Annotated in this window: 24 protein-coding genes; 5 read left to right on the top strand and 19 right to left on the bottom strand. The window is 69.2% G+C overall.

Annotation, left to right across the window (positions count from 1 at the left end; genetic code table 11):
• The 3 genes from ACVFYP_RS16430 to ACVFYP_RS16420 all read right to left on the bottom strand — a co-directional run.
• On the bottom strand, positions 1–915 hold a 915-nt coding region (locus ACVFYP_RS16430; RefSeq protein ID WP_499201265.1), incomplete at its 3' end, for a hypothetical protein.
• A 186-nt stretch (positions 916–1,101) separates the two neighbouring features.
• Positions 1,102–1,638, bottom strand: coding sequence for a fasciclin domain-containing protein (locus tag ACVFYP_RS16425; protein WP_499201264.1), 537 nt, complete (start codon positions 1,636–1,638; stop codon positions 1,102–1,104).
• Positions 1,639–1,758: 120 nt separating this feature from the next.
• Positions 1,759–2,400, bottom strand: coding sequence for a helix-turn-helix domain-containing protein (locus ACVFYP_RS16420; RefSeq protein ID WP_499201263.1), 642 nt, complete (start codon positions 2,398–2,400; stop codon positions 1,759–1,761).
• Positions 2,401–2,646: 246 nt separating this feature from the next.
• Here ACVFYP_RS16420 and ACVFYP_RS16415 point away from each other — a divergent pair, with 246 nt between their 5' ends.
• The gene (locus ACVFYP_RS16415) at positions 2,647–3,120 is read left to right on the top strand and encodes an ester cyclase (RefSeq protein ID WP_499201262.1); all 474 of its coding nucleotides are present in this window, start codon (positions 2,647–2,649) and stop codon (positions 3,118–3,120) included.
• Between the two features lie 15 nt (positions 3,121–3,135).
• On the opposite strand, the gene ACVFYP_RS16410 is transcribed toward ACVFYP_RS16415, so the two are convergent.
• The 9 genes from ACVFYP_RS16410 to ACVFYP_RS16370 all read right to left on the bottom strand — a co-directional run bounded on the left by ACVFYP_RS16410 (position 3,136) and on the right by ACVFYP_RS16370 (position 11,427).
• The gene (locus ACVFYP_RS16410) at positions 3,136–4,890 is read right to left on the bottom strand and encodes a TPR end-of-group domain-containing protein (protein WP_499201261.1); all 1,755 of its coding nucleotides are present in this window, start codon (positions 4,888–4,890) and stop codon (positions 3,136–3,138) included.
• A gap of 130 nt (positions 4,891–5,020) precedes the next feature.
• Positions 5,021–6,505, bottom strand: coding sequence for a mechanosensitive ion channel domain-containing protein (locus ACVFYP_RS16405; RefSeq protein WP_499201260.1), 1,485 nt, complete (start codon positions 6,503–6,505; stop codon positions 5,021–5,023).
• Positions 6,505–6,669 carry a hypothetical protein gene (locus ACVFYP_RS16400; RefSeq protein WP_499201259.1) on the bottom strand — a complete coding sequence of 55 codons (165 nt, stop codon included), beginning with the start codon at positions 6,667–6,669 and terminating at the stop codon, positions 6,505–6,507. Before ACVFYP_RS16400 ends, ACVFYP_RS16405 begins: the two co-directional genes overlap by 1 nt.
• Positions 6,670–6,998: 329 nt before the next feature.
• The gene (locus ACVFYP_RS16395; RefSeq protein ID WP_499201258.1) at positions 6,999–7,814 is read right to left on the bottom strand and encodes an anti-sigma factor family protein; all 816 of its coding nucleotides are present in this window, start codon (positions 7,812–7,814) and stop codon (positions 6,999–7,001) included.
• On the bottom strand, positions 7,811–8,368 hold the full coding sequence (locus tag ACVFYP_RS16390; RefSeq protein ID WP_499201257.1) for an RNA polymerase sigma factor: 558 nt from the start codon (positions 8,366–8,368) through the stop codon (positions 7,811–7,813). The genes ACVFYP_RS16395 and ACVFYP_RS16390 overlap by 4 nt, the downstream gene beginning before the upstream one ends.
• Positions 8,365–8,748 carry a DUF305 domain-containing protein gene (locus ACVFYP_RS16385; RefSeq protein ID WP_499201256.1) on the bottom strand — a complete coding sequence of 128 codons (384 nt, stop codon included), beginning with the start codon at positions 8,746–8,748 and terminating at the stop codon, positions 8,365–8,367. Before ACVFYP_RS16385 ends, ACVFYP_RS16390 begins: the two co-directional genes overlap by 4 nt.
• Positions 8,745–9,233 (bottom strand): hypothetical protein, encoded by a 489-nt coding sequence (locus ACVFYP_RS16380; RefSeq protein ID WP_499201255.1) that lies wholly within the window; start codon positions 9,231–9,233, stop codon positions 8,745–8,747. The genes ACVFYP_RS16385 and ACVFYP_RS16380 overlap by 4 nt, the downstream gene beginning before the upstream one ends.
• A gap of 144 nt (positions 9,234–9,377) precedes the next feature.
• Positions 9,378–10,088 (bottom strand): YncE family protein, encoded by a 711-nt coding sequence (locus ACVFYP_RS16375; protein ID WP_499201254.1) that lies wholly within the window; start codon positions 10,086–10,088, stop codon positions 9,378–9,380.
• 424 nt (positions 10,089–10,512) lie between these two features.
• On the bottom strand, positions 10,513–11,427 hold the full coding sequence (locus tag ACVFYP_RS16370; RefSeq protein ID WP_499201253.1) for a LysR family transcriptional regulator: 915 nt from the start codon (positions 11,425–11,427) through the stop codon (positions 10,513–10,515).
• A 99-nt stretch (positions 11,428–11,526) separates the two neighbouring features.
• Here ACVFYP_RS16370 and ACVFYP_RS16365 point away from each other — a divergent pair, with 99 nt between their 5' ends.
• The 3 genes from ACVFYP_RS16365 to ACVFYP_RS16355 are packed head-to-tail and all read left to right on the top strand — an operon-like array spanning position 11,527 to position 14,823.
• On the top strand, positions 11,527–12,645 hold the full coding sequence (locus ACVFYP_RS16365; protein WP_499201252.1) for a 4-oxalomesaconate tautomerase: 1,119 nt from the start codon (positions 11,527–11,529) through the stop codon (positions 12,643–12,645).
• Positions 12,646–12,649: 4 nt separating this feature from the next.
• The gene (locus tag ACVFYP_RS16360; RefSeq protein WP_499201251.1) at positions 12,650–13,849 is read left to right on the top strand and encodes a 2-methylaconitate cis-trans isomerase PrpF family protein; all 1,200 of its coding nucleotides are present in this window, start codon (positions 12,650–12,652) and stop codon (positions 13,847–13,849) included.
• The gene (locus ACVFYP_RS16355; RefSeq protein WP_499201250.1) at positions 13,846–14,823 is read left to right on the top strand and encodes a Bug family tripartite tricarboxylate transporter substrate binding protein; all 978 of its coding nucleotides are present in this window, start codon (positions 13,846–13,848) and stop codon (positions 14,821–14,823) included. Before ACVFYP_RS16360 ends, ACVFYP_RS16355 begins: the two co-directional genes overlap by 4 nt.
• A 194-nt stretch (positions 14,824–15,017) precedes the next feature.
• Here ACVFYP_RS16355 and ACVFYP_RS16350 read toward each other — a convergent pair whose 3' ends face one another.
• From ACVFYP_RS16350 to ACVFYP_RS16335, 4 genes are read right to left on the bottom strand one after another with little or no spacing between them, the layout of a single operon-like run.
• On the bottom strand, positions 15,018–16,157 hold the full coding sequence (locus ACVFYP_RS16350) for an alpha-hydroxy acid oxidase (protein WP_499201249.1): 1,140 nt from the start codon (positions 16,155–16,157) through the stop codon (positions 15,018–15,020).
• A 2-nt stretch (positions 16,158–16,159) separates the two neighbouring features.
• Positions 16,160–17,176 (bottom strand): C-terminal binding protein, encoded by a 1,017-nt coding sequence (locus tag ACVFYP_RS16345; RefSeq protein ID WP_499201248.1) that lies wholly within the window; start codon positions 17,174–17,176, stop codon positions 16,160–16,162.
• Positions 17,176–17,853 (bottom strand): RraA family protein, encoded by a 678-nt coding sequence (locus tag ACVFYP_RS16340; protein ID WP_499201247.1) that lies wholly within the window; start codon positions 17,851–17,853, stop codon positions 17,176–17,178. Before ACVFYP_RS16340 ends, ACVFYP_RS16345 begins: the two co-directional genes overlap by 1 nt.
• A 34-nt stretch (positions 17,854–17,887) precedes the next feature.
• A complete protein-coding gene (locus ACVFYP_RS16335; protein WP_499201246.1) occupies positions 17,888–18,856 on the bottom strand; it encodes a Bug family tripartite tricarboxylate transporter substrate binding protein in 969 nt (322 codons plus the stop codon).
• 157 nt (positions 18,857–19,013) lie between these two features.
• On the opposite strand from ACVFYP_RS16335, the gene ACVFYP_RS16330 reads away from it, so the two are divergent.
• Entirely contained in the window at positions 19,014–19,898 is an 885-nt protein-coding gene (locus tag ACVFYP_RS16330) for a LysR substrate-binding domain-containing protein (protein ID WP_499201245.1), read from the top strand.
• Positions 19,899–19,911: 13 nt separating this feature from the next.
• On the opposite strand, the gene ACVFYP_RS16325 is transcribed toward ACVFYP_RS16330, so the two are convergent.
• The 3 genes from ACVFYP_RS16325 to ACVFYP_RS16315 all read right to left on the bottom strand — a co-directional run bounded on the left by ACVFYP_RS16325 (position 19,912) and on the right by ACVFYP_RS16315 (position 23,555).
• Entirely contained in the window at positions 19,912–20,730 is an 819-nt protein-coding gene (locus ACVFYP_RS16325; protein ID WP_499201244.1) for a GNAT family N-acetyltransferase, read from the bottom strand.
• Positions 20,731–21,029: 299 nt separating this feature from the next.
• Positions 21,030–23,111 (bottom strand): TonB-dependent receptor family protein, encoded by a 2,082-nt coding sequence (locus ACVFYP_RS16320; protein ID WP_499201243.1) that lies wholly within the window; start codon positions 23,109–23,111, stop codon positions 21,030–21,032.
• A gap of 69 nt (positions 23,112–23,180) precedes the next feature.
• Complete coding sequence (locus tag ACVFYP_RS16315) at positions 23,181–23,555, bottom strand: hypothetical protein (RefSeq protein WP_499201242.1); 375 nt, start codon at positions 23,553–23,555, stop codon at positions 23,181–23,183.
• Between the last annotated feature and the right edge of the window lie 52 nt (positions 23,556–23,607).

Raw genomic sequence — 23,607 nt, 5'->3', positions numbered from 1 at the left:
GATGGCCATGATGAGGCCGTGACCGATCAGGTCGATGCGACCGAAGGGAAGCACCGCCGCGTTGAAGATCACGAACAGCGCCGCGCCGGACAGGCGACGGATCAGCGGCGTCCAGACGAGTCCGAAGCCGAGCGTGAATTCCGCGATGCCAGACATGGGGATGAAGGCGTCGCGCGGCAGGCCGAAGGTCAGGAAGGGCTTCTCTTCGACCAGTGGATAGAACCAGTCGGGATAGGCGAACTTCTCCAGGCTGGACCACATCAGCGCAATCGCTACGCCCCAGCGCAGCACCTCGAAGCGATGGGCGCGCCAGACCTCGCGACGGGAGGCGGCGAGCACCAGATAGGCCGCGATGGCGAGGCCGAGCGCCAGATAGTCCAGCAGATGGTAAGTCCCGTAGTCGCGCAGCGCCAGAACCCAGAGCAGGATGATCCCGGCGGCGGAGAGCGGCATGGTGCGTCGTGAGAACACGCCGGCCGCGATCAGCAGCTGGATCCAGGATACCCATTCATGCGGGGTCTTCAGATCCGGCGTGAGATAGATCCCGCCAACCGCGAAGGTCGCGACGAAGAATGCGCCGACGATGGCACGCACGTAGTCGTCCAACCGCCGCCACAGCGATGCGGTGACGCGATCCAGCACATCGAGCAGGGCCGCGCCGTACTGGCTCTGCTCGACCAGGCGCGCAGCGAGGAAGAACACCAGGACAAGGGCAATGCCAAGCCAGAACCAGCCGTCCGTGAGGGTGGCGATAACCGGCCGCTGTGGCGCCGCGACGATGTAGGGCGCGAACCATTTGACATGCGCCTCGGCCGCCGCTGTCCAGAGCAGCAGCGGGACGGCAAGCGAAATGCAGCACCAGGCCCGCCTGCTCGCAGCAAGCGACGGTCCGGGAAAGAAACTGGGCAATCTCATGTGAATCACTCCATCAGCGGTGCGCCCGAACCGGCCTGCTATCGGGCCCGGCGATGCCATCCGGCGTCAGCAGCAGGAACGCCGAGCGCACGGCGATGCTGGAGCGGGTCGAACCCGCACCGTCCGCAGGGCCGGCCAGTGCTTCCACTGGCCGGCCCCCCAGACTGGCGGCGCAGCGTCGCGGACTCAGCGCACGAAGGGGCGGTCGATCATGTGGATGACGCCGTTCGAGCAGAGAATGTCCGAGCGCACGACCGTCGCGGTGACACCATTGGCCATGAGCGTCACCTTGCCGTCGGTGTTGGACAGGGTGATCGGCGTGCCGGCGCGGCTCTGCGCCGTCACGGTCGAGCCGGGCTCGAGCGCCGCGGAGGTGTAGCGCCCCGGCAGGATATGCGCATTCACCACCGCCGGGCCGAGCACCGCGTCGACGGAGCCGCCGCCCTCACCGGTGCCGGGGAACAGGAACGGCACGGCGGTCGGCCGGACGGTGTCGATCGCCGCATTCGTCGGCACGAAGATCGTGAAGGGGCCGGTCTCGCGCAGGTCCTGGGCAACATGCACGCGCGAGGCGACGCCGACGAAGCGGGAGGCGACCTGCAGCCCGGCCAGCGTGTCGATGCAGTTGGCAGTCTGCGCCATCGCACCTTGGGCGCCAATGGCGCCGGCGAGGAGGATGGCGGCACCCAGAGTGGTGCGGCGGGCAAAGCGGGAGATGGTCATGGGATGAACTCCTGGTTGGATGGTTGGAGAAGTTGGACGGTGGCAGGGCGCCCTGCTTGCACCCGCCACCTTCGCCGGTCCGGTTGGATGCGGCGTAGGTGCAGGATGCCGGCGCGCGGCTCATGCGGCTTGCATGCGCGCTTGGTTCTTTGACAAAGTTGCTATGCCGTTCGGCGCTGCCGGCACGGCGGGGCGGCGATGCTGGCGGCGCCAGGCATTCGGCGTCGTGCCGGTCGCCCGGCGAAACACGCGCGACAGATGCGCCTGGTCGAACAGGCCGCAGTCCAGCGCGATCTGGGCCAGCGATGCATCCGTGGTCAGCATCAACCGCTGCGCGTATTTCAGCCGGCGGTGCAGGACGTAGCCATGCGGCGTGCGCCCGAAACTTACCTTGAAGGCGCGGCAGAAATGCGCCGGGCTCAGCCGCGCGATCTCGGCCAGCATCGCGATGCCGAGCGCATCCTGCAGATGGCCGTCGATGTAGCGGGTCAACCGATGCACCTGCCATGGCGCAAGGCCACCCCGCCTGGCCGGCTGCTGCGCGCCCGCCGAGAGCAGCGCAGTGGCATCGGCCAGCATGACGAGCGCCGCCGCGTGGTGTTCCCGCAGCAGCCCCGCATCGCCTTCACACAGCTGCGCTATCGCCTCGGCAAGCAGGCGGAAGGGCCGTGTCCCGGCCGGAATCCGCAGATCGCCGGCCTGGGGCCCGGCCTCGCCGGGCGAACCGTCGTCCCGGACGGCCTGCAAGCAGGTCGCCATCATCGTCCTCATCCCTCTGGTGATGGCCGGGACCTTAGGGAGGCGCACCCGCCTCCGGACGGGTGAGGAGGTGAGACTGCGGCCGTCTCACGGTGAGCGGCGCGGCGCGCTTCCGTAGGCTGCGCGGTGGCGCGGATGGCTCACCCCGTGTGGCCGGCAGCTCACTGCCGCCGCGGCGCGGTGAAGCGCTAGGCTCTCGATCCCGATGCCGGCGCAACCACGCGGCCCGCATCGTGACAGCCGGAACCGATGCGACTCATGGCGACGCGTGGCACGCTCAACCGGATACGTGGGCTCCATCGGGCCTGGAACGACCGACGATGGCAGGACTATGCCGCGTATCTGGCGGAGGATTGCATGACCCATGTCGCCGGCAGCCTGGCGCCGCAGGACAAAGCCGAGCAGCTGGCCTGGGCGCAGGCCTTCTGCGCCGCCTTCCCGGACTGCCGGATCGTCACCGACGCCTACCTCCAGCTCTTCGCCAGCCATGACGGCGCGCGCAGCGTCGCCGTCACGCGCCTCGTGGGCCACGCGGTCTGCCGGCCACCGCCGCTCGACGGCATGCTGCTGGAGCCGTTCCGGCGCGGCTTCGACGTGACGCTGACCGTGATCGCGCGCTGGCAGGAGGGCAAGGTGGCGGAGCAGCACAGCTACCTCGACACGGAGATGATGCGCCAGCAGCTGCGCGCGATGCCGGACCCCCAGGCGGGTGGCGCGGGCTAGAACTTTGAAACAGCTCTAGCTGGCCGCATCGCGCACCGCGGCGGCCAGCGCCTCGAAGGCGGGCATCCCGCGCAGCGGGTCGAAGCGACGGTCAGTGCGCAGCCAGGCGCGGGACAGATCCTCCCGCGCCACGCAGGCGGCCAGCGCCTCGATCGCCTCCGCATGGCGGCCGAGCGCCATGGCGAGGGTCGCGCGCGCGAAATGCGAGACCGGGCGGCCCGGCACGGCAGCCCTGGCCGCCGGCGCGGGATCACCCAGCCGGGCCGCGATTTCCGAAACACCCAAGGCGAGGTCCGGCAGGTCGGCCAGCTCGTCCGCGATCTCCGCAATGACCTCGCGCGCCGCCTGCGGGGCGCCGGTCTCCAGAAGGGCGAGGGCGCCATAGTAGCGCGCCTCGGCCGCAGCCGGGACGCGCGGGGCTCGGCCGAAGCGTTCGGCGAGCGCCGTGAATTGCCGGCCCTGGAAGAGGCTGATGGCCTCCGCGATGTCCTGATGGGCGGAGATGGGCTCCAGCGTGCGCGCGATGCGCAGCTGGCGCGCCGCACCCTCCGGCTCGCGCTGGAGCAGCAGCAGCGCGACGCCACGGATGCGGGCCGCGCGCGCGGTTTCGCCAAGCTGCGCGGCGCGGGCGAACCAGACTTCCGCGCCCGCACGATCGAAATCGATCCAGGCTGCGATGGTGCCGAAGGCGGCATGCGCCTCCGCCGAGGCAGGGTCGATCCGCAGGGCGCGCTGCGCCGCGTCGCGCGCCACGCGCGCCGCCGTTGCGCGGTCCAGCAGGCCAAGCCGATAGAGGTCGCAGGCGCAATCCGCGACCCCCGTATGGCCGCGCGCGACATCCGGCGCGGAACGCGCGATGCGCTCGAACAGCGCCATGGCCCTGTGCAGGGCGTCCGGACGCTGGCTGTCCATCAGGCGCCGCCCTTGGCTGATGGTGGCCATCACCTGCACGGCGCCGGGCCGCGGCCGCATCGTCCGGGCGCGAACCTGCGACGAGTCGATGCCGAGGCGGCTCGTCAGCGTCCGGGCGATCCGTTCCAGCAGCTGCAGCTGATCGGCGTCGGGGGTGTCGAAGCGGTCGGACCAGAGGACGTAGCCCTGCTCGTCCGACAGCTCCGCGATCACACGAAGGATGTCGCCATGCCGCCGCAGGCTGCCATGCAGCACGGCGTCCACGCCGAGCTCCGCGGCGGCCGCCTTTCCCGTATTGGCGCTTTCGCGGTAGCGCAGCACGGCCCCGCGTGGGGCCATGCGCAACCCCTCCCACTGCGACAGGATGAAGGTGATCTCGTCCGTAAGGCGATCCGCCAGGTCCTGCTCGGCCGGATCGCGCGACAGCGCCAGGAATGGCAGGACCGCCGCGGTCGCGCCCTGCCCCGCCTCGAACAGCGGCGCCCCGGCCGGCTCTTCGGCGACAGTGACAAGGGGCGCCGCGCGATGGGTGAAGATGGCGGCGTATTGCCCGGTCGGCACCGCGATCTCCACGGGATCCGCCTGGCCCTCGCCGGCGAAGTAGTCGATGAGCTTGCGACGCAGCCGGCGCATCTCGACGCGGACGGTGGAGTCGATGCGCGGGTCGTAGGCCGGCTCCCGCTCGTACAGGGCGTTGCCGATCACCACTTCCTTCAACTGGCTGCCATGGCCCAGCAGCGTCTCCTCGACCAGGAAGCGCAGCAGGGCGACCAGGCGGGCCGAGTCCTGGAAATCCTTGCTCGCCTCGATGCGCGCAAGTTCGGCAACAACGTCCTCGCGCGATACCGGGTCCGGCATCGTTCAAGCCCAAGCCTGCGTGATGGCCATCGCCCGCGCCCCACGGCCGGATGTGCCCAGCCTTTCGCAGGCGGAAATACCGTCGGTTGTCGTCGTGTGTCCACCACGAACCCCGGCGCGATGTGGCGTCTCAGGGTGATCCGTGATGGACGTCGAAGATGTGACGGATATGCGCGATGATCCGCGGCAGCAGCGCGCCCGGTGTGTCGGGCGCGATCTCCGCCTGAAGGGGATGCCGCGCCCGCGCTGCGCGATGCGCCAGGATCCGGCCCAGCTCCTCGGCCAAAGCGGGCCGTGTCTGCAGCAGGTGCCGCAGGCCTGCCTGCGGAATCGCCTGGATGGCGACCGACGTCAGCGCGCGGATCGTGGCGGGTTCTGCCGCGCCGGTCAGCAATCCGGCCTCGCCGAAGCAATCGCCAGGGGCGAGCCGTGTGGCTGGATCGCCCTCACCCGTCTCGGCCTCGGCGACACCGCTGCGCAGGACGAACAGCGTCTCGAGCCGCGCGCCGGCCTCCGCCAGCACGGCGCCCGCGGGATGGCTGTGCAAGGTCATCGTCCCGGCCAGCACCGCCTTCTCCTCGGCCATCAGCGACGCGAAGAGCGGCACGGGGTCCAGCAGGCGCAGGGCCGGTGGACGTGGGTCCGGGCCCTGCACAGGCTCGGCGCCCTCGGGCGAGGCGAGCCGCAGGCCTTCCGCCTTGGCGTGGCGATAGACGAGGTCCAGCACCTCGCTCCGCGCGATGCCGGCGGTTACGAGATCCAGCACGCGGAAGGTCAGCTCCACCTCCAGCTGGTTCGCCTCGATGGACCGGGCGCGGGCCGTGGGCGGGGGCACCGGCAGGATGGCGTTGGCGCTTGCCAGCACGGCCTGCATCACCTCCGGGATCGCGGCCGGCGAGGTGGTGAGGGCGAAGCGCACCGCGATGCTGACGTCGCGGCTGGGTTCCGGGCTGCTGAGATTGGTCAGCGTGGACTTCGCCAGCGTGCTGTTCGGCACCACGACGAGGTTGTTACGGCGGCTGATCAGCCGCGTCTCGCGCCAGTTGGTCTCGACCACCCGGCCCTCGATCCGGTCATCCAGCACGACCCAGTCGCCGACGCCGTAGGGCCGGCTGAGATTCAGCGCGAGGCCGGAGAAGACATCGCCCATCGTGCTCTGCATCGCCAGCCCGAGGATGATGGCGAGGACGCCGGAGGTCGCGATCACCGGGCCGAGCAGCACGCCGAAGACATTGGTGACGATCGCCAGCAGCGTGCCGAGATAGACCGTGCCGACCACCAGGTCCTGGATCAGCCGCGCATCGCGCGGACGGCGCTCCAGCACCAGGAAGGCCCGGACCAAGCCGACGGCGACGAGGGCGACGCCGATCCACCAGGCGATGCGCGCGAGGCTCAGCGCGAGATGGTGCAGCGGCGCGGCCTCCGGCGCCTCCGTCCCGTAGGGCGCGACGCCCTGCACCAGCAGCGCCAGCGTGAGCGCGGCGAGCAGCACGGCCTCGGCCAGCAACCGCGCCAGCGGGCGCCCGCGCAGCACGAGGCGCGCCGCGACCAGGCCGAACAGCGCGAGCAGGCCGCAGGGCAGGACGGGATCGAGCATCATGGCGTCGCGCGGCATCACCGCGACCACTCGGCATAGGCGCTCATGCCCGGGCGCAGCCCGAGCAGAGGCTGCCTCGGGCGCGCCCGCACCTCGAAGGTGCGACGGTCGAAGTCACCGGTGGCGCGGGTGGCCGGGCTGTCGCGGAGCGCCGGCGGTGCGGCGTGCTGGTCGTCTGGCATGCGGCGGACCGTGACAGAGGCAGGCGCGCAGCAAAGGTGAGATGAGGTGAGCGCAGCGTGAGGCGAGCGAGCACCAGCAACAACCACCGGCACGCAAAAAGGCGGCGAGCCTGGCCCTGCCGGGGCCAGCCTACCTTCCGGGCTCCGGCGCCCTCATTTCCGTGAGGACGCGTGGGCCTTTGGAGCGACTAGCGAAGCCGGGCATGGCACGTCCGCTGTTTCCCAACGATCTCGGGGCGGCGACTGAGCCGCTGCTTCCGCCTCGTCGCCCGAGGTAAAAAGGCGGGCGGCAGCTGCTTCCTTCGTTCTGGTAACGCACGCCGCACCGGTCATAATGCCTGCGACCGGGCCACCTGCCGATGCACACTTTCGGCAACACGCTGCAGCGCGAGCCGCTCCAGCCCCTGAGCTGCGACGGCAAAGCCGAAGCCCCGATCCACCCACCAGAAGGCGGTGATGCCCTGCGCCGGAGCCTCGGCAAAGCTGAACTCGGTGCCCGCGCCGCCGGCCCGGTCGGCGCGGAGATAGACCGTCAGGCGCTCGGTACCGGGGCCTGCATACATGAGCTGGGCTGCCGGGTCGCCCGCTGCACCCGCCAGCAGCCGCCCGCCCAGCAGGCGATAGCCGAGCGGTGCCAGGTCGGGCGCCTCCAGCGGCCGGCCGAGGCGGTTCGAGAGCCAGCCCACCAGCTGCGCCTCCTGCGCCGCCGCGACCTCGACGGGACGCAGCGCGTCGGCGGCAAAAACACGATGCGCCGACAGCGCTTCAGCCACCATCGGCCGCGTCGCCGTGACCGCGGCGCCCTGCGGCACCAGCCCATGCCCCGCCCAGCCCAGCCCACCGCCGATCATCAGCCATGCCGCCACGGCCGCGATCCGGCGGACGCCGTGCAGCCGGGCCTGGCGCCGCGCTGCCAGCAAGTTGGTGACGCGCAGCCGCGCCGGAACCGGCTCCGCCTGCCCTTCGCCCAGCGCGGCACGCAGCGCCTGGCGCTGTGCCGCCATCGCCCGGAACCGCGCCGCACTCTCCGGGTTCTCGGCCAGCCAGGCTTCCACAAGCGCATGTCGCTGCTGGCTCAGCCGGCCATCGACCCAGCCCTGCAGGTCATCCTCGCCCACTGGCAGGGGAGCGCCATTCTCTGTCACTTCACTCTCCGCAATGGGGGTTTGACGGCATCAACGCTGCTGTCGCCGGCGATCAGGCGGCGCAATCTTTCGCGCCCGCGTGCCAGCCGCGACATCACGGTCCCGACGGGCACGCCGGTGAGCAGCGCCGCGGCATCGTAGGAAAAATCCTCGACGCCAACCAGCAACAGGACAACGCGCTGATCCTCGGGCAGCGCTTCGAGGGCGGTCAGCGCATCGCGCCAGATCAGGCGATGCTCGGCCACCTGATCGGCGATGGGATCGGCAATCTGGAAACCCTCCTCGCCTTGCTCATCCAACGGCAGCGCAGGGCCACGCCGGGATGCGCTGCGCCGTCCCATCCGAAACAGATTATGCAGGATCGCGAACAGCCAGGCTTTCGCATCGGCTTCGTGGCGGCGGAACTGCCAGCTCGAAACCGCCCGCTCCAGGCAATCCTGCACCAGATCATCGGCGGCCGTGCGATCGCGCAACAGCGCCCAGGCGAAGCGACGGAGGGCCGGGATATGCGGCTCGATCAAAGCAGCCATCGCGCGCTCGCCGCCGGCCATCATCGCGCAGGGGAACTCCCGCGCGTGCCGCCCAGGGCGGGGAATTCGTCGCCCGGTCTGCGCAGGGCCGCGAGGCGGGCCTGCATCGCTGCGACTTCGACGGTCTGCCCCGCCATGATCTCCTCCGCCAGTTGGCGCGTCAGAGGGTCCCGGCCGTGCAGCAGCAGCAGCCGGGCCATTTCGATCGCTCCTTCATGGTGGGGCGCCATCATGGCGAGGAAATCCTGATCCGGATCACCAGTGGGTGGGGCGGCATGCATGTCCGCCATCATGCGCTCCATGGCCGCGGACATCGCCCGCGCGAAAGGGTCGGCCGCATCTGCCCATGACGGAGCACCGCCCAGCTGCCCATGATGATGATGCGCGTGCGCCGTATCGGTCATGCCGTGACGCTCCTGGCGCCGGGGCGGATGAAGACGAGGTTGATGCCCTTCTTGTTCCGCAGTCCGCCCGACGGCAGCGCCAGATCGCCAAGCGTCACCCGATCGACGAAGCGCGGCCGGAAGGGATCCGTCACATCGAGCACCGTGCAAAGCGTCTGCCCGGCGCCAGGCGTGCCCGGCAGCTCATCCTGCTCATGCGCGACGAACAGCCGGGTGCCGGCAGGGTCGAGCCACAGCCCGTGCGCTTCCCGCCCGCCGGTCGCGATCTCGCCCACGACCCGGCGTTGCCCGAGCGGCGCCGAGCGGTCGATGATGGCGAGTTTGGAAGATGCGCCGCCGCCCGGCCCCGCGCCGTCGTCGATCCGGCCAAGGCTGGCATAGACCGCGCGACCTTGGGCATTTTCGACGAATTCCACATGGTTGGGCCGCGCCAGGGCACCGAGAGGGAGGGTCTCCGCGATGGCCCGGCCATCGGCCGGGAGCACGGAGAGCGAATCCGCCAGCTTGTGGCTTATCCAGAATTCGCGCCCATCCGGGCTGAGCTTCAGGAAGGGGCTGAATCCGAAGCGGTCCTGCGTGCTGACATCGATCTGCGCGCTGCGCCGCGCCGTGCTGAAGCCCGACGCATCTTAGGTGACGTCCAGCAGGTCGATCAGGGAGGTCTTTTGGCTGATGACCACGGCGCGGCTTCCATCCGCCGAGAACCAGGCATGCGCCGGGCCGGGCATGGTATCGACGAAACCCCGGATGGCGTGCCCCGGACGGCCGCCGGCACTTTCCTCCCGTGCCTTCTGGACGTCGAGCACCGCGATGCGATCCTCGCCGCGCACGGTCACCCAAAGCTCCCGCCCATTGCGGGTGAAGGTCGGCTCATGGGGCTCGCGACCCAGAAAGACGCCGCTGGTCAGGCGTTCGGGGCTGGTTTCCGCCGAAGCCTGAGGATTGGGGCGGTTGCCGACGATGCGCCGCGTCGCGGTATCAATGAGGTAAAGGTTGCTGGTGCCGCGCCCGGTGGTGGCAACCAGTGTGGAATCCGGGCTGGGCACCGCGCCGTGGATCGAGATGGCGCCGTGATAGAGCGGCTTCTGCACCATGGCGCCATGCGTCGGCATGATGCCGCCGGTCACGAAGCGGAACGGCGGGCGGCGATCCTCATCGAAGGAGGTGAGATTGACGCTGGTCTGCACCACGAGGCGCACCGGGTCGATGACAACAAGCGTGTTGCTGTCCTCGCAGCAGATCCAGACGCCGTCGCCCGTGGAGGCCGCGGCGGCTGGAGCCTGGCCGGGCGTAAGCTGAGCGGCGGGCGCCGGCTGTGCCTGGGCGGGCGCGGTAGCCATGCTCCCCACAGCCGCGATCAGGCCCGTGGCCAGTGTCAACGCCTCGCGCCGGGACGTGGGGGGGGTGGGGCTCTGGGTCACTCGGGGCGCTCCTGTCAGGCGTCGACCCGAGCTGGGGCGACACGGCTTGCGAGTGAGATGCCGGCAGCGCTGGTTTATTCCCGGGCTCAGGAAGAAAACGTCTGGCGGGTGACAGGGCGACCGGATGCTCGATCACGCGCATCGGCACGCCACGCCAGGCCTCGGGCCGGATCAGTTTCTGGGGCCGCACGGTCTCGCGGTGGCTTCGCACGGCGACCTGCCTGTATGTCGGCGAGGTGCCCTACGCCATGTGACCCTTCTTCTTCGAGGGTCCGGCGTCAGAGGGCCTGCGCTGTCTGCGCCAGCTGCTTAAGCTGCCGCCGGAATAGCCGCGGCAGGCCGATCAGGAAGACAGCCATCCCGGCTTGTCCTCCACCCGCCTTTCCGCCAGGACCCGGAACAATTCCCGCGCCGGCGCAGCCAGTGCCACCCCGCGCCGCCGCACCACCCCAACCGTCCGAATGATCTCCGGCTCCACCAGCCGCCGCCCCGCGATCACCGGATGCGCCGCCCCGGGCAGCGAGAGCCGGGGCAGCGCCACCACGCCCAGCCCCGCCTCAACCAGGCCCAGCGAGCTGGGAAGATGCCGCACCTCATAGAAGGCGGTCGGCCGCCATTCAGCCTGCGCGAAGGCGCGGTCGAGCAGCAGGCGGTTGCCGCTCGACAGGCCAGCGGTGATGAACCGATACGGCCGCAGGTCCGGCCAGCGCACCACGGCCTGCCGCGCCAGCGGGTGGTCATGGCGGCAGGCCAGCACGAAGGGGTCGCGGATCACGGGGACGAAGTCGATATCCTCATCCGCTTGGCCCAGGAAGGTCACGCCCACCTCGGCCTCGCCCTCGCGAACGCGTTGCAGCACGGCCGCCGCGGCGTCCTCGACAATGCGGACATGGATGTCGGGGAACAGGGCGTCGAAGCGCTGCAACGCCGCGGGCAGGAAATAATAGGCGACGGAGGGCACACAGGCGATGGTGACGCGCCCGGCCTCGCGCGCCGCCAGGTCGCGCACGGACAGCAGGCTGTCATCCAGCGCCTCCAGCAGCTTCTGCGCCCGCGGCAGGAAGTCGCGCCCAGCGGCGGTCAGCGTCACCCGGCGGGTGGTGCGCGCCAGCAGGGATATTCCCAGCCCTTCCTCCAGCTTCTGCACCCGGCGGCTGAGCGCGGATTGCGAGACCGCCAGCGCGGAGGCCGCCTCATGGAAGGTGCCGAGACCGGCCACGCTGACGAAGCCGCGCAGGCCGTCGAGGTCGATGGACATTGTTGCTCCTACAGGGATAATAAGCCTGGAAAACGCATTATACAGCATCAATGCCCAGGGCTAATCTCCGGCGTGAAAACCCGGCGAGGAAACCCCGAAATGCACGGCATTCCCTGCGTGATGATGCGCGGCGGCACATCCCGCGGCCCCTTCTTCCATGCCAAGGATCTGCCGGCCGACCCGGCGGCGCGCGACCGGCTGCTGGTCGGGCTGATGGGCTCGGGCCATGAGTTGGAGATCGACGGCATCGGCGGCGGCAGCCCGCTGACCAGCAAAGTCGCCATTATCAGCCCTTCGAAGCTGCCGGGCGTCGATGTCGACTACCTGTTCGCCCAGGTGCACATCATGAATCGCACCGTCGACACCGGCCCGAATTGCGGCAACATGCTCGCCGCCGTGGGCCCCTTCGCCATCGAGCAGGGGCTGGTCCCGGCCAAGCCTGGCGAGACGCTGATCCGCATCCACAACGTCAACACCGGCAAGATCATCGAGGCGGCGATCCAGACGCCGGGCGGTGCGGTCACCTATGCCGGTACCACCCGCATCGACGGCGTGCCAGGCACAGCGGCCCCGGTGAAGCTGGCCTTCCTGGACGGCGCGGGGTCCAAGACGGGCGCGCTGTTTCCCTCCGGCAACCGGGCTGAGCTCATCAAGGGCGTGCGTGTCACCTGCATCGACATGTCGATGCCCATGGTCCTGATCCCCGCGGAGGCGATGGGCAAGACCGGCCATGAGGGCGCCGCGGAGCTGGACGCCGACACGGCGCTGATGGCGCGGATGGAGGCGATCCGCCAGGAAGCCGGTCGTCGCATGGGCTTTGGCGATGTCACCGGCAAGGTCGTGCCGAAGATCGGCCTGGTCGCCAGGCCGGCGCGGGAGGGCACCATTGCCGCGCGCTACTTCGTGCCGTGGAGCTGCCACAAATCCTTCGCCACCACAGGCTCGGTCTGCGTCGCCACCGCCAGCGTGCTGGAAGGCACTGTCGCCCATGACGTCGCCGCCACCGCGCCGCTGTCACCCAGTGGCGAGAAGCTGGCGACGCTGGAGCACCCCTCCGGCAGCATCTCCGTCGCGCTGGAGCTAGAAGGCCCGGCCGAGGCGCCGGTCAGCCGCGCCGGCGTGCTGCGAACCGCCCGGCGCCTGTTTGCGGGCACCGTCTATGCGCCGGACGAGGTAGCCGCCATCGCTGTCGCGCCCCAGGAACTCGTGGAAGCCTGAACGCATGCGGCAGATCAGGATCCCCGCCATCTATATGCGGGGCGGCACCAGCCGCGCGCTGATATTTCACCAGAAGGCGCTGCCGGCGGATCGCGCTGATTGGGACGCGATCTTCCTGGCGGCGCTGGGCAGCCCCGATCCCGGGAAGCGGCAACTCGATGGTCTGGGTGGCGGGATATCCTCGCTGTCGAAGATCGCCGTGGTCGGACCGCCGACGCGCGACGATGCCGATGTGGACTACACCTTCGCCCAGGTGGCGGTGGATGCGCCGGTCGTTGGCTATCGCGCCAATTGCGGCAACATCTCCTCCGCCATCGGGCCCTTCGCGGTGGAGGAAGGCCTGGTGGCCGCCAGCGGCGATACCGCGACGGTGCGCATCCACAACACCAATACCGGCAAGATCATCGTCTCCACCTTTCCGCTGGAGGACGGCGTGCCGGCGGTGGAGGGTGGGCTTGCGATCGACGGCGTGGCGGGCACCGGCGCGCCGGTACGGCTCGGCTTCCGCGACCCGGGCGGCGCCGCCACGGGAAGGCTGCTGCCGACCGGCCGGGTACGCGACAGGCTGGTGCCGGATATCGGCGAACCCGTCGAGGTTTCGCTGGTCGATGCGGCCAACCCGGTTGTGTTCATCGCCGCCACCACGCTCGGCCTGACCGGGGTCGAGGTGTCGGACGCCCTGGGCGAGACCGGCATCGCCGCGCGCCTGGAATCGATCCGCGTCGCCGCCGCCGTCGCCATGGGCCTGGGCAGCGATGCTGAGGCGTGGACCACGCTCCGTAACCTGCCCCTGGTCTGCATCATCTCCCCTCCGCAAGCCGCCAGGCTGGCCAGTGGCCGGGCGCTGGAGGCCGGGGCGGTGGATGTCACGGTGCGCATGATCTCGGCCGGCCAGCCGCACAAGGCGACGCCGCTGACCGGCGCGATGTGCACCGCCGTCGCCGTGCGCGTGCCCGGCAGCATCCCCGCCGCCATGCTGCGGCCCGGCCTGGCGGGCGATGTGCGCATCGGACATGCGGGCGGCACGCTGCTGGTGGCCGCCAGCCTGCGGGACGGCATCGCGGAGGAAGTGGTGGTCTACCGCACCGCGCGCCGCCTGATGCAGGGCGAGGTTCTGGTTCCGTCCTCGGCCCTACGCCCGGCACCAATCACAACAGGCCAGCCGCTCTCGCGGCAAGGCCGGGACATCGGAGAGACACCATGATCACCCGTCGCACCCTTCTGGCGGCCGGCGCGGCCGCCGGACTGGCTCCACGGATCGCCACCGCCCAGGACAACTGGCCCACCCGCACGATCCGCTTCGTGCTGCCCTATGCCCCCGGCGGCGGTACGGATACCGTTGGGCGCGTCGTCGCCGCCGCGATGCAGGCGGCCCTGGGCCAGCCAGTCGTTGTCGAGAATCGCCCTGGCGCCGGCGGCAACATCGCCACCGAATATGTCGCCGGCCAGGCGCCCGATGGCTACACCATGCTGATGGGCAACCAGGGCCCGATGGCGGTGAACCCCAAGATGTTCGGCGACAGGCTCCGCGTCGATCCGGCGGTGGCGCTGGAGCCGGTGGCGCTGCTGGCGAATACCTCGCTGATCGTCGTCTCCGGCAAGGGCACCGCGGCCACGACGATGGAGGGGTTGCTGGCGGAGATCCGCGCCAAGGGTGGCGACATGGCCTATGCCTCCGCCGGCAATGGCTCCGCCAGCCACCTCGCCACGGTGCTGTTGCTGCAACAGGCCAATCTGCGGGCGCAGCACCTGCCCTTCCGCGGCGCCGGCCCGGCCTTGAACGACGTGGTGGCGGGGCACATCCCCTTCATGGTGACGGCGCTGCCGAGCGTCGTCGGCCTGATCGAGGGCGGTCTGCTGCGCGCCCTCGCGGTCACCAGCAAGAACCGGCTATCCACCATGCCCGACATCCGCACCGTCGCCGAGGCCGGCGTGCCCGGCTATGACAGCTCCGCCTGGTATGGGGTGCTGGTGCCGAAGGGCACGCAAGCCGCGATCAAGCACAAGCTGGCCGCAGCCATCGGCGTGGCCCTGCGCCAGCCCGATGTCATCACCCGGCTGCGATCCGAGGGCGCCGAGCCTTCCGAGCTGCACGGTGAGGCCTTTGGCCGCTTCATCCATGACGAACGGGTGCGCTGGGAGGAAGTCCTGCGCCTGTCGCCGATCGCCGTCGACTGACGACCGTATGCATCGCATCGTGGGAGGGGCGCCGGAGCCCGTCCCGCGATGTCAGCGCCCAGTTTAAATCGGCCGCGCGCCCTGGGACAGGCTTGAGCCGTCTTCCGCGCGCGGCGCGCCGCCTCATGCGGCCAGGCGCTACGCCATGGAGCCCACCGGCTCGCGCCCCATTGGGTTATCGGCTGGGGCAGCGGTCAGTTCGGCGGTATCGCCCCTGACGCGAGGCTGCATGGATTCATCGCCTCGGTTCCCGTCCGCCCAAGCAAGGCCATCACCCGCCGCAGCTCAAGGATCAGAAGTTCGATCGCCCGGGCCGCGCCGGCTTCCCCGGCGGCCGCCACACCATAGAGCGGCACGCGGCCGACCAGCACGGCCCTGGCGCCCAGGGCCAGCACCTTCGCGATATCCACGCCGTCGCGGATACCGCCATCCAGCAACAACGGCATGCTTTTCGCGGCAAGCAGACAGGCAGGAAGCATCTCCACCGTCGAGACCATGCCATCGAGCTGCCGCCCACCATGATTGCTCAGCACGGCCGCGTCAGCGCCGATGGTGGCGACGCGCGCGATATCCTCCGGATGCACCACACCCTTCACCATCATCGGTCCCCGCCAGGCATCGCGCAGCCGGGCGAGGCCCTCGAAGGTGAAGGTCGGATCCTTGCCCTCGTTGATCGCCCTGCGCTCGGCCTGGATGCTGTTGTCCGGCAGTTCCATCGCGATATTCGGAAAGCGCGGCGGTCCATGCCGCAGCGACGCGGCCAGCCAGGCGGGATGGCGCAGCGCGTCGATCCGCGTGCGCAGGCGCGGGCGCCCTGACGGCGTGAGATGCCGCGCCTCCCAATGGCGGATGCCGGCGACCGGTGTATCGACCGTGATCACCAGCCCGACGCAGCCAGCACGCTGCGCCCGCGCCATCAGCCGCTGCGTCGCATCCGGATCTCGCAGCGGATAGACCTGCATCCACACCTGCCCACCGGCCTTCGCCACCTGCTCCAGCGGCATGTTCGACGCGGCGCTGAGAATGAACGGCACGCCCATACGCGCCGCCGCGCGGGCCAGCATGCCATCCGCGCCCGGCCGCATCATGCCGGCCACACCGGTCGGCGCCACCATGACAGGCGCCGCCATGGCGAGGCCGAACAGACGGGTGCTTACATCGACCTGGGACACATCGCGCAGCGTGCGCGGCAACAGGGCGAGTGCATCCAGCGCGGCCCGGTTGCGCGCGAGAGTGCGTTGCTGCCCCGCACCACCTTCAAGGTAATCCGCGACGAAGCGCGGAAGATAGCGATGCGCCTGTTCGCGCAATCCGGCGATGCTGGTCGGCAGCACCCTCACCGCGGATGGACGAGGTACTGCGCATTCACGCAGGTGCGCAGGCGGCCACTGCGCAGATAATCGACCAGATAGGTCATCGACAGGCGACGGATATCGAGGATGCTCGCCGTGCTGTAGAAGGCCGAATGTGGGGTGAGGATCAGCCGCTCATCCAGCCATTCCTCGCCAGCGGCCCAGGCCTTGATGAGGGGGTCCTCGCGGTCGAGCGGTTCCTCCTCGAAGACATCGAGCCCGGCGGCGGCGAGGTGGTCGTTCCGCAGCGCATCGGCCACGGCGCCGAAATCCATGATGCCGCCACGCGCCGTATTCACCAGCACCGCACCCTTGGGCAGCAGGGCCAGCGCGCGCGCATCAACCATCCTGCGCGTCTCCTCATTCAGCAGGCAGTGGATGCTGAGCAGGTCGCTGCGCGCGAGCAGCGCATCCAGCGTGTCAAACCGTTCCCAGCCGAAGGAGAGCTGGTGCCCGACCGGCAGATGTGGATCGTAGTAGCCGACCTTCATGCCAAAGGCCTCGAAGCGGCGCGCGGCAGCGGTGCCGATGCGGCCGAGCCCCACCAGCCCCACCCGCACGTCGCCTAGCCGCTTCACCGTCTTCAGCAGCCTGGCATCCCAACTGTCATTGGATCGCCGCAAGCGGCGATCATAGGCCTGGATGCCGCGCAGCAGCGCGAGTGACAAGGCGACCGCGTGGTCCGCGACCTCCGTCGTGCCATAGTCCGGCGTGTTGATCACCGGAATGCCACGCTCACCGGCCGCCTTGAGGTCGACATGGCCATAGCCGACGCCGCCCTGCGCAATGCAACGGCAGCGGTCGAGCTTGGCGATGATCTCGGCAGGAAGGCGGTGCGCGCTGCGGCAATTCAGCACCGCATCCGCATCGGCATAATCGCCGGGATCCGGCAGCGTGCCCTGCACCGAGCGACGGTAGATCAGCTCGACGCCTTGGCCGGCCGCTGCTTCCTCCACATCGGGCACGGTGTCGTAGAGGGGATCGATGACCAGGATCTTCATCAGTGGGACTTCTGCCAGAGGGAGATGAGCGCCTCGGCATCGAAGCCGGGCGCCCTTGTGGCGTGGATCATCGCCTGTTCATTCGCGAGCAGGGCCTCGATCGCGCCGGGAAGTGCCGCGACATGCTCCGGCGGCACGATCATCGCGCCATGTCGGTCGGCATGGATCAGGTCGCCCGGATGCACGGTGAGGCCGAAAACGGTCACCGGCTCCCCGAAGCCGCGGATCTGCGTGAAGCCATTGCCGAGGCAGATGCTGCCAACGAGGATCGGAAAGCCGTCCAGCGAATCGAGGTCGCGCACCGCGCCGTTGGTGATGACGCCCGCGCAGCCGAGGCCGCGATGGATCGCCGCATGCACCTCCCCCCAGATCGCCCCGAGACCGGGGCTCTCGCCGACATCCTGCATCACCACGATGCGCGACGCCGGACCATTGCCCACCATGCGGTAGTAGCCGAAGCGGATCTCGTCCTTTTCGGCCTGGGTCAGCGGCGCGGGCTGGTCGGAAGTCATACGTGCCGTCACCGCATAGCCCACCATGCGCATGGTGGGATCGCTCGCGATTGGCCGACCGAAGGTCAGCCCCTCGATGCGGTGGCCGCGCAGCTTGGTCAGGGCATTCCAGACGGTGGGCGTGTCGTAGCGCCGCAGCGTGGCGATGGTTGCTTCGGTATCCATGCGTGTCGTCCTTGCGGCGGGCGCCCGCCGTGCGTCAGTTCAGGGTGATGTTCCCGCGCGTGATGACACGCTTCCAACGCGCTGCATCCTCCGCCAGCGTCGCCCCGAAGGCGGCTGGCCCCTCGCCCACAGGGACGAGGATCAGCGGTTCCAGCCGCGCACGCAGCGCCGGCAGCGCCATGACCGCGCGTACCGCCTCATCCACCCGTGCGATGACCGGGGCCGGCGTGCCGACACGGGTGACGAGCCCGATCCACACGCGCACGTCCATGCCCGGAATGCCCAGTTCCGTCGTCGTCGGCACATCCGGGAACTGCGCCAGACGCGCAGGACCCGCCGCGGCGATGGCGCGCAATTCGCGACGATCCAGCGCCGGCTTCACCGACGCGACGGAGCCCAGCGTCATGTCGACACGGCCGGACATCAGATCCGCCATGGCCTGGCCGGTGCCGCGATAGGGGACGTGCAGGAAGCCGGCGCCGGTTTCCTGGTTGAGGATCTCCATCATCAGATGCGTGACCGAGCCGATGCCCGGCGAGGCGTAGGTGATACTGCGCGGCCGCGCCCTGGTGTCGGCGATCATCTCGTTCAGCCCCGGCTGGCGCAGCGAGGGACCTGCGGAGAAGATGTAGGGTGCGTCCACCAGATGCGTGACCGGCACCAGGTCGCGCAGCGGATCGAAGCTGAGATTCTGCGCCAGCGCCGCCGCGATCGTGACCTGCCCGCCCGAGGCGACCAGCAGGCTGGTCCCATTCGCCGGGGATTGCACCACATTCTCCGCCGCGATCAGGCCAGCCGCACCGGTGCGATTCTCCACCACCACCTCCTGGTGCAACCGCTCGCTGAGATGCGGCGCCATCAGGCGGGCCAGCACATCAACCGAACCACCCGGCGCGAAGGGCACGACGAGCCGGAGCGGTCCCGCCCCGCCAGACTGGGCCAGGGCCGCAATGGGCAGGCTCGCGCTGGCCGCGGCCAGCAGGCTTCTCCTGTAGATGGGCACTGAACCTGATCTCCTGCGAAGGACCGCCGGGCGCTCGACGCCTTGGCACCACCTCGCAATCATCACGGTGGATTTCAGATAGTGTCCAATCGTATTTCTTCGCCTATCCATGCAAAAATACTATGAAAGACGGGCGCTACTGATGGTCACCCATCGAATGGTCGAAGCCTTCCGCGCCGTGATGCAAAGCGGCAGCGTCACGCGGGCGGCCGGGATGTTGAACATCTCGCAGCCTTCGGTGAGCCGACTTCTGGCGGATCTCGAAGCGGGTCTGGGCCTGCGGCTGTTCGACCGGCGCGGCACGCGCCTGACAGCGACAAGTGAAGGCATCGAACTCCATGACGAGGTCGAACGGTCTTTCCTCGGTCTGGCGCGCGTGATCGACACGGCGGAGCGGATCCGCACGCGCCATTCGGAAGTGCTTTCGGTCGCCACCATCCCGGCCTTGGGCAATACGCTCCTGCCGGAGGTGCTGAGAGGATTCCAGGCCTTGCGCGGCGCCCCGGTTGTCCATCTGCACATCGTGCCGTCGCAGCAGGCCTTGAGCATGCTCGCCCAGCGGCGCTGCGACCTGGCCTTCGCCTCCATCGCCCCCGCGCCCGAGATCGGCAGGCAGGTCGCTACCTTCCCGATGCGCGGGCGGGTTATCCTCCCGGCCGCACACCGCCTTGCGGATGCCAGCCGGGCGTTGACGCCGGAGTTGCTGGCAGGGGAGGCCATGGTCGCGTTAGCGGCCCATTCCGTGATGCGGGTGGAAACCGAGCAGGCCTTCGCCCGGTTCGGCGTGGCCTTTCACGTCGCGATCGAGACGATGCAGGCCTTCTCGGCGGCGCAACTCGTCCAGGCCGGCTTCGGCTGCGCCATCGTCGACCCGATGACGGCCCGGGCCCATGAGGCGGCCGGCGGCGTGAGCCACGCCTTCGAACCCGCGATCGATTTCTCCTTCAGCGCCTATGCCTGGCGCACGGGTGACCAGATGGGCTGGATCGAGCGCTTCGTCGCCTCGGTCGCCGCGGCTGTCGCTTCGCTGCCCGGCGATTGATGCGCCCTTGGTGCTATCGCGCGTGTTGCTGGCAGGCGGAGCGATTCCATTCCTTGCGCAGGACGGCGTATTGAAGGGTGTTCTCGTAGATGGGCTCGCCCTTCTCGTCGGGTCCGAAGGAGATGAACTCGATGAAAGCGCCTTCCCTTCTCATGCCAAGCTTCTCGCAGAGCCGCCATGATGGTGCGTTGTCTTCTTCCGCATAGGCATAAAGGCGTCGTGCCTGCCTCGTCTCGAAGAGATGCGTGAACAGTGCCCGCGCGGCTTCCAGGGCAAATCCCTTGCCCCCGAAATCCGCACTGAAGTTCCAGCCGACGCTGTAGGTATCCGGTTCCTCGAAGAAGCAGAACAGGTCACCGATCAACGTTTCACTGCCCTTCAGGCCGACCGCGACATGCTGGTCGCTTGCGGCACGCCGTTCCGCTTCCGCTTCCGCTGCTGCCATATCCTCGAGCCGCTCGGACAGAAAGCAGCCCGCCCTTGGCTCGTGGAGATATGCCAGCAGACCGGCAGCATCCGCCTTCCTGAAGTTCCTCAGGATCAACCGCTCCGTCTGAATGGCGTCCATCAATCGCTCTCGATCATGCATGAGGCCTTGGCAGGTTGATCGCGTCCTCGTCGCGCCCGAGTTGAGCAAGGCCGGGCGCTCCGGTCCCGCCACGGGTCCACCCGTGCCCGCGGCCTTAGCCAGCACCTGGCGCTCCGGCGACGTGGTTCGCGTCACGCTGGCGCCAAGACTGGTCCGCTTCGGCGGCTCGAAGTGATCTGCAACGGCTTCCTGTCTATCACGGATGAGCGTCAGGCGACGCTTGCAATGCGACATTGCCATCATTTTGACTCGGCCTGCTTGGCTCGGGGCCATGCGCGGTGGTGTCGCTTCGCGCAAGCTGGCAGATGGACAGGTTCTCGCGCTGCGCCAGCTCCACCAACATCTGCTGCCGGCTTTGCCTTGAGTTGGCAGGGGACAGCGCCGGCAGCGGGCAATCCGCAGAAAGCGGTGGATTTGACTGCTTGGATCGCCCCTCGGCCCAAGATTGCGACGTCCCTGACGAACCTCGTGTCGATCGGCCCGGTACCGTTCGCCCCCGCCGCGACTTCACGACGGGGGAATGCCGTTCCAGGCCGCTTTTCTCAGAACCGGAACTGCATGCCGCCATAGACGGAGCGACCCTGCCCCGGCTCGAACAGCTCACTCGCCGTCGTCGCGCGCGTGGCGACGGAGGCGGAGGAGATGTAGCGGGTATCGGCCAGGTTGCGGCCCTCGACAAAGGCCGAAACGCCATTGCCGAAGTCCCAGCCCGCCCGCAGGCCGGTCAGGACATAGGCGCTGGTCTTCGTCGTATTCGCATTGTCCACGTAGAAGGCATGCGGCACCCAATCCACATTCGGCGCGATCCAGCCGCCCGAGGGGTGGCGATAGCGCAGCTCCGCCCGCAGCAGATGGCGCGGCGCCCCGGGCAGTTCGTTGTTGCCATAGGTCGCGTCGCCGTCGAAGCGGTAGTCGCTGAAAGTATAGGCCTGGCGGAAGGTCAGGCCGTCACCCGCCGCGACCATGTCGCGGGCGAAGGTCCAGCTTCCTGCCGCCTCCACACCCTGATGCACCGTGCGGTCCGCATTCAGGGCGAAGGACGCGCCGCTGGGCAGGGTGAAAAGCTGGATCTCGTCGCGGATCCAGGACCGGTATAGCGTCAGCTCCCAGCCCAGATCGCCACGCTGGCCGCGCGTGCCGATCTCGGCCGTGGTGCTGCGCTGCGCATTGAGGCGGGAGAAGCCGCCCTGCGGCACCAGCGCAATCAGGTCGCTGAAGGTCGGCGGCTCCGTCGCCCAGGACAGGTTGCCGAACAGCTGCGCTTCCGGCGTTGCCTGCCACAGAAAGCCGACCCGCGGATTGACCCAGGACCAGGTGCCGCTGCCGGACTGGTCCCCATCGCTCAGGAATTCGTCCCGGCTGATGCGGCGCGAGGTGCCCATCGAGGCGCCGGCGATCAGCGACAGCCCCGGCGCGACGGTCAGCGCATTCTCGAAATAGGTGTCGAGATTGGTCGCGCGATCGACCGAGGAATAGGTCATCGCGCCGGCATGGCCCGCATTGTTGACGAAGCGGTTGTTCAGCATCCGGCCGATGGAGGCATTGACCCCGAAGGTCAGCCGGTTGGCAAAGCCGCCGACCGTACCCTCCAGCGTCGTGCGAGCGAAGGCGGAGATGTCGTCGGAGGTGTTGTCGAGGTACTGGAAGATCGGATGGTCCAGCTCGCGCCGCACATAGCCGCCGCCGACTTCGATCAGCACGCCCTGCTGCGGCCGGATGGCCGTGACGGTGCCCAGCCGCGTGCTTTCGATATTGCGCTGGTAGTCGAGGCGCAGATTGCCGGCCGCGGCGCCGCGTGGGCGGTTCAGCGCCGCATCGCGGCTGACGGATCCCGGGATCTGCTGCCAGATGTTGTTATAGGCGGCGAAGAAGCGCGTCTCCGCCTGGCCCGACCATTGGTAGCCGGTATTGCCGTTGAAGCGAATGGAGCGGCCCGCACTGTGGTCGCGATAGCCTTCCTGCGTCAACCCGCTGATGCTGGCCCAGGCATCGAGCGGGCCATGGGCATAGCCGTAGGAGGTCTGGGAACGCGCGAAGCCGTCCGAACCCGCTTCCAGCCGCACCACGCCGCCGGGCGCCGTGCGGCCCGTGGGGGTGAGGAAGTTGATCGCCCCGCCCAGCGTATTGGCGCCGAGGGTGAAGGCATTGGCGCCGCGATAGACCTCGACGCGCTGAAATGTCAGCGGGTCCAGCTCCTGGAAATCGCCGCTGCCATCGGCCTGGTTCACCGGCACGCCATCCTGATACAGGCGGATGCCGCGCAGGTGGAAATTGCGCGACAGGCTGGAGCCGCGGATCGAGATGCGGCTGTCCTCGCCCCATTTCGGCTCGGCGAAGACGCCGGGCGTATAGCGCAGCATGTCGCGAATCGTGGTGACGCCGGCCTGGTCGCGGAACTCGGTGGCGGGGACGACCGAGACATTGCCAGGCACTTCCCGCGCACGGGCGATCGCTTCCTCATCGGAGGGGCGCGTGTTGCTGCCGGCGACCCTTGGGGCGGTCACCAGCATCTGTGGCAGGGTGACGTCGGCGGTGGGCGAAGCGGTTTGGGCAAAGGCGGGCGATGCGGCGACGGCAAGCGTCACCGCGGCCGCGAAACGCGGCCCGGAGTGGATATGCGACATTGGATCAGGACCTCATCCTGTGGCGTCGAAACGGCGAGCGACAACCGGTCGTCCACCGAGCGGACGACCTCAGGAGAGCTGTGGTGGACCCGTGGGCGCGTAGGGCGGCGCGCGTGCCGGGGGCAGCAGCCGATGGTCCGCTGCCGGTCGGTAATCCACTGCGCTGGCGAACCAGGCCGGGGCGGGAACAGCCGGCGCCTCCGGCAAGATCGCTTCCGGCAAGGCGTGGCAGGCGGCGCAGAAGCCGGGTGCCATCGGGTGGCTGGGAATTTCCTGGCCATCCGACCCGATATGGACGCTGCGCATCCCCTCCGGCGAGCAGATGAGCACGTCCCAGCCAGCGGAGGCCGCCATTCGCAGAAAGCAATGCGCGGGCGCCACCAGGGTCTGCATGAGCAGAACGGCGACGAACAGGCAGAGCAAGGGGCGGAGTGGACGTTTCACGGCGCGGGAACCTATCCGCGAGGCCGGACCGGAGCAACATGGGGACTAGGTT

Source organism: Roseomonas sp. F4, assembly GCF_053891155.1.
Note: the sequence above shows the minus strand (reverse complement) of the source record. Positions and strands in the feature narration are given on the sequence as shown.

What these genes read in the sequence shown, in the direction of transcription:
- ACVFYP_RS16425 (WP_499201264.1), bottom strand. Translation starts at nt 1,638, where the DNA reads ATGACCATCTCCCGCTTTGCCCGCCGCACCACTCTGGGTGCCGCCATC.
- ACVFYP_RS16420 (WP_499201263.1), bottom strand. Translation starts at nt 2,400, where the DNA reads ATGATGGCGACCTGCTTGCAGGCCGTCCGGGACGACGGTTCGCCCGGC.
- ACVFYP_RS16415 (WP_499201262.1), top strand. Translation starts at nt 2,647, where the DNA reads ATGCGACTCATGGCGACGCGTGGCACGCTCAACCGGATACGTGGGCTC.
- ACVFYP_RS16410 (WP_499201261.1), bottom strand. Translation starts at nt 4,890, where the DNA reads ATGCCGGACCCGGTATCGCGCGAGGACGTTGTTGCCGAACTTGCGCGC.
- ACVFYP_RS16405 (WP_499201260.1), bottom strand. Translation starts at nt 6,505, where the DNA reads ATGCCGCGCGACGCCATGATGCTCGATCCCGTCCTGCCCTGCGGCCTG.
- ACVFYP_RS16400 (WP_499201259.1), bottom strand. Translation starts at nt 6,669, where the DNA reads ATGCCAGACGACCAGCACGCCGCACCGCCGGCGCTCCGCGACAGCCCG.
- ACVFYP_RS16390 (WP_499201257.1), bottom strand. Translation starts at nt 8,368, where the DNA reads ATGATGGCCGGCGGCGAGCGCGCGATGGCTGCTTTGATCGAGCCGCAT.
- ACVFYP_RS16385 (WP_499201256.1), bottom strand. Translation starts at nt 8,748, where the DNA reads ATGACCGATACGGCGCACGCGCATCATCATCATGGGCAGCTGGGCGGT.
- ACVFYP_RS16375 (WP_499201254.1), bottom strand. Translation starts at nt 10,088, where the DNA reads ATGGCTACCGCGCCCGCCCAGGCACAGCCGGCGCCCGCCGCTCAGCTT.
- ACVFYP_RS16370 (WP_499201253.1), bottom strand. Translation starts at nt 11,427, where the DNA reads ATGTCCATCGACCTCGACGGCCTGCGCGGCTTCGTCAGCGTGGCCGGT.
- ACVFYP_RS16365 (WP_499201252.1), top strand. Translation starts at nt 11,527, where the DNA reads ATGCACGGCATTCCCTGCGTGATGATGCGCGGCGGCACATCCCGCGGC.
- ACVFYP_RS16360 (WP_499201251.1), top strand. Translation starts at nt 12,650, where the DNA reads ATGCGGCAGATCAGGATCCCCGCCATCTATATGCGGGGCGGCACCAGC.
- ACVFYP_RS16355 (WP_499201250.1), top strand. Translation starts at nt 13,846, where the DNA reads ATGATCACCCGTCGCACCCTTCTGGCGGCCGGCGCGGCCGCCGGACTG.
- ACVFYP_RS16345 (WP_499201248.1), bottom strand. Translation starts at nt 17,176, where the DNA reads ATGAAGATCCTGGTCATCGATCCCCTCTACGACACCGTGCCCGATGTG.
- ACVFYP_RS16340 (WP_499201247.1), bottom strand. Translation starts at nt 17,853, where the DNA reads ATGGATACCGAAGCAACCATCGCCACGCTGCGGCGCTACGACACGCCC.
- ACVFYP_RS16330 (WP_499201245.1), top strand. Translation starts at nt 19,014, where the DNA reads ATGGTCGAAGCCTTCCGCGCCGTGATGCAAAGCGGCAGCGTCACGCGG.
- ACVFYP_RS16325 (WP_499201244.1), bottom strand. Translation starts at nt 20,730, where the DNA reads ATGATGGCAATGTCGCATTGCAAGCGTCGCCTGACGCTCATCCGTGAT.
- ACVFYP_RS16320 (WP_499201243.1), bottom strand. Translation starts at nt 23,111, where the DNA reads ATGTCGCATATCCACTCCGGGCCGCGTTTCGCGGCCGCGGTGACGCTT.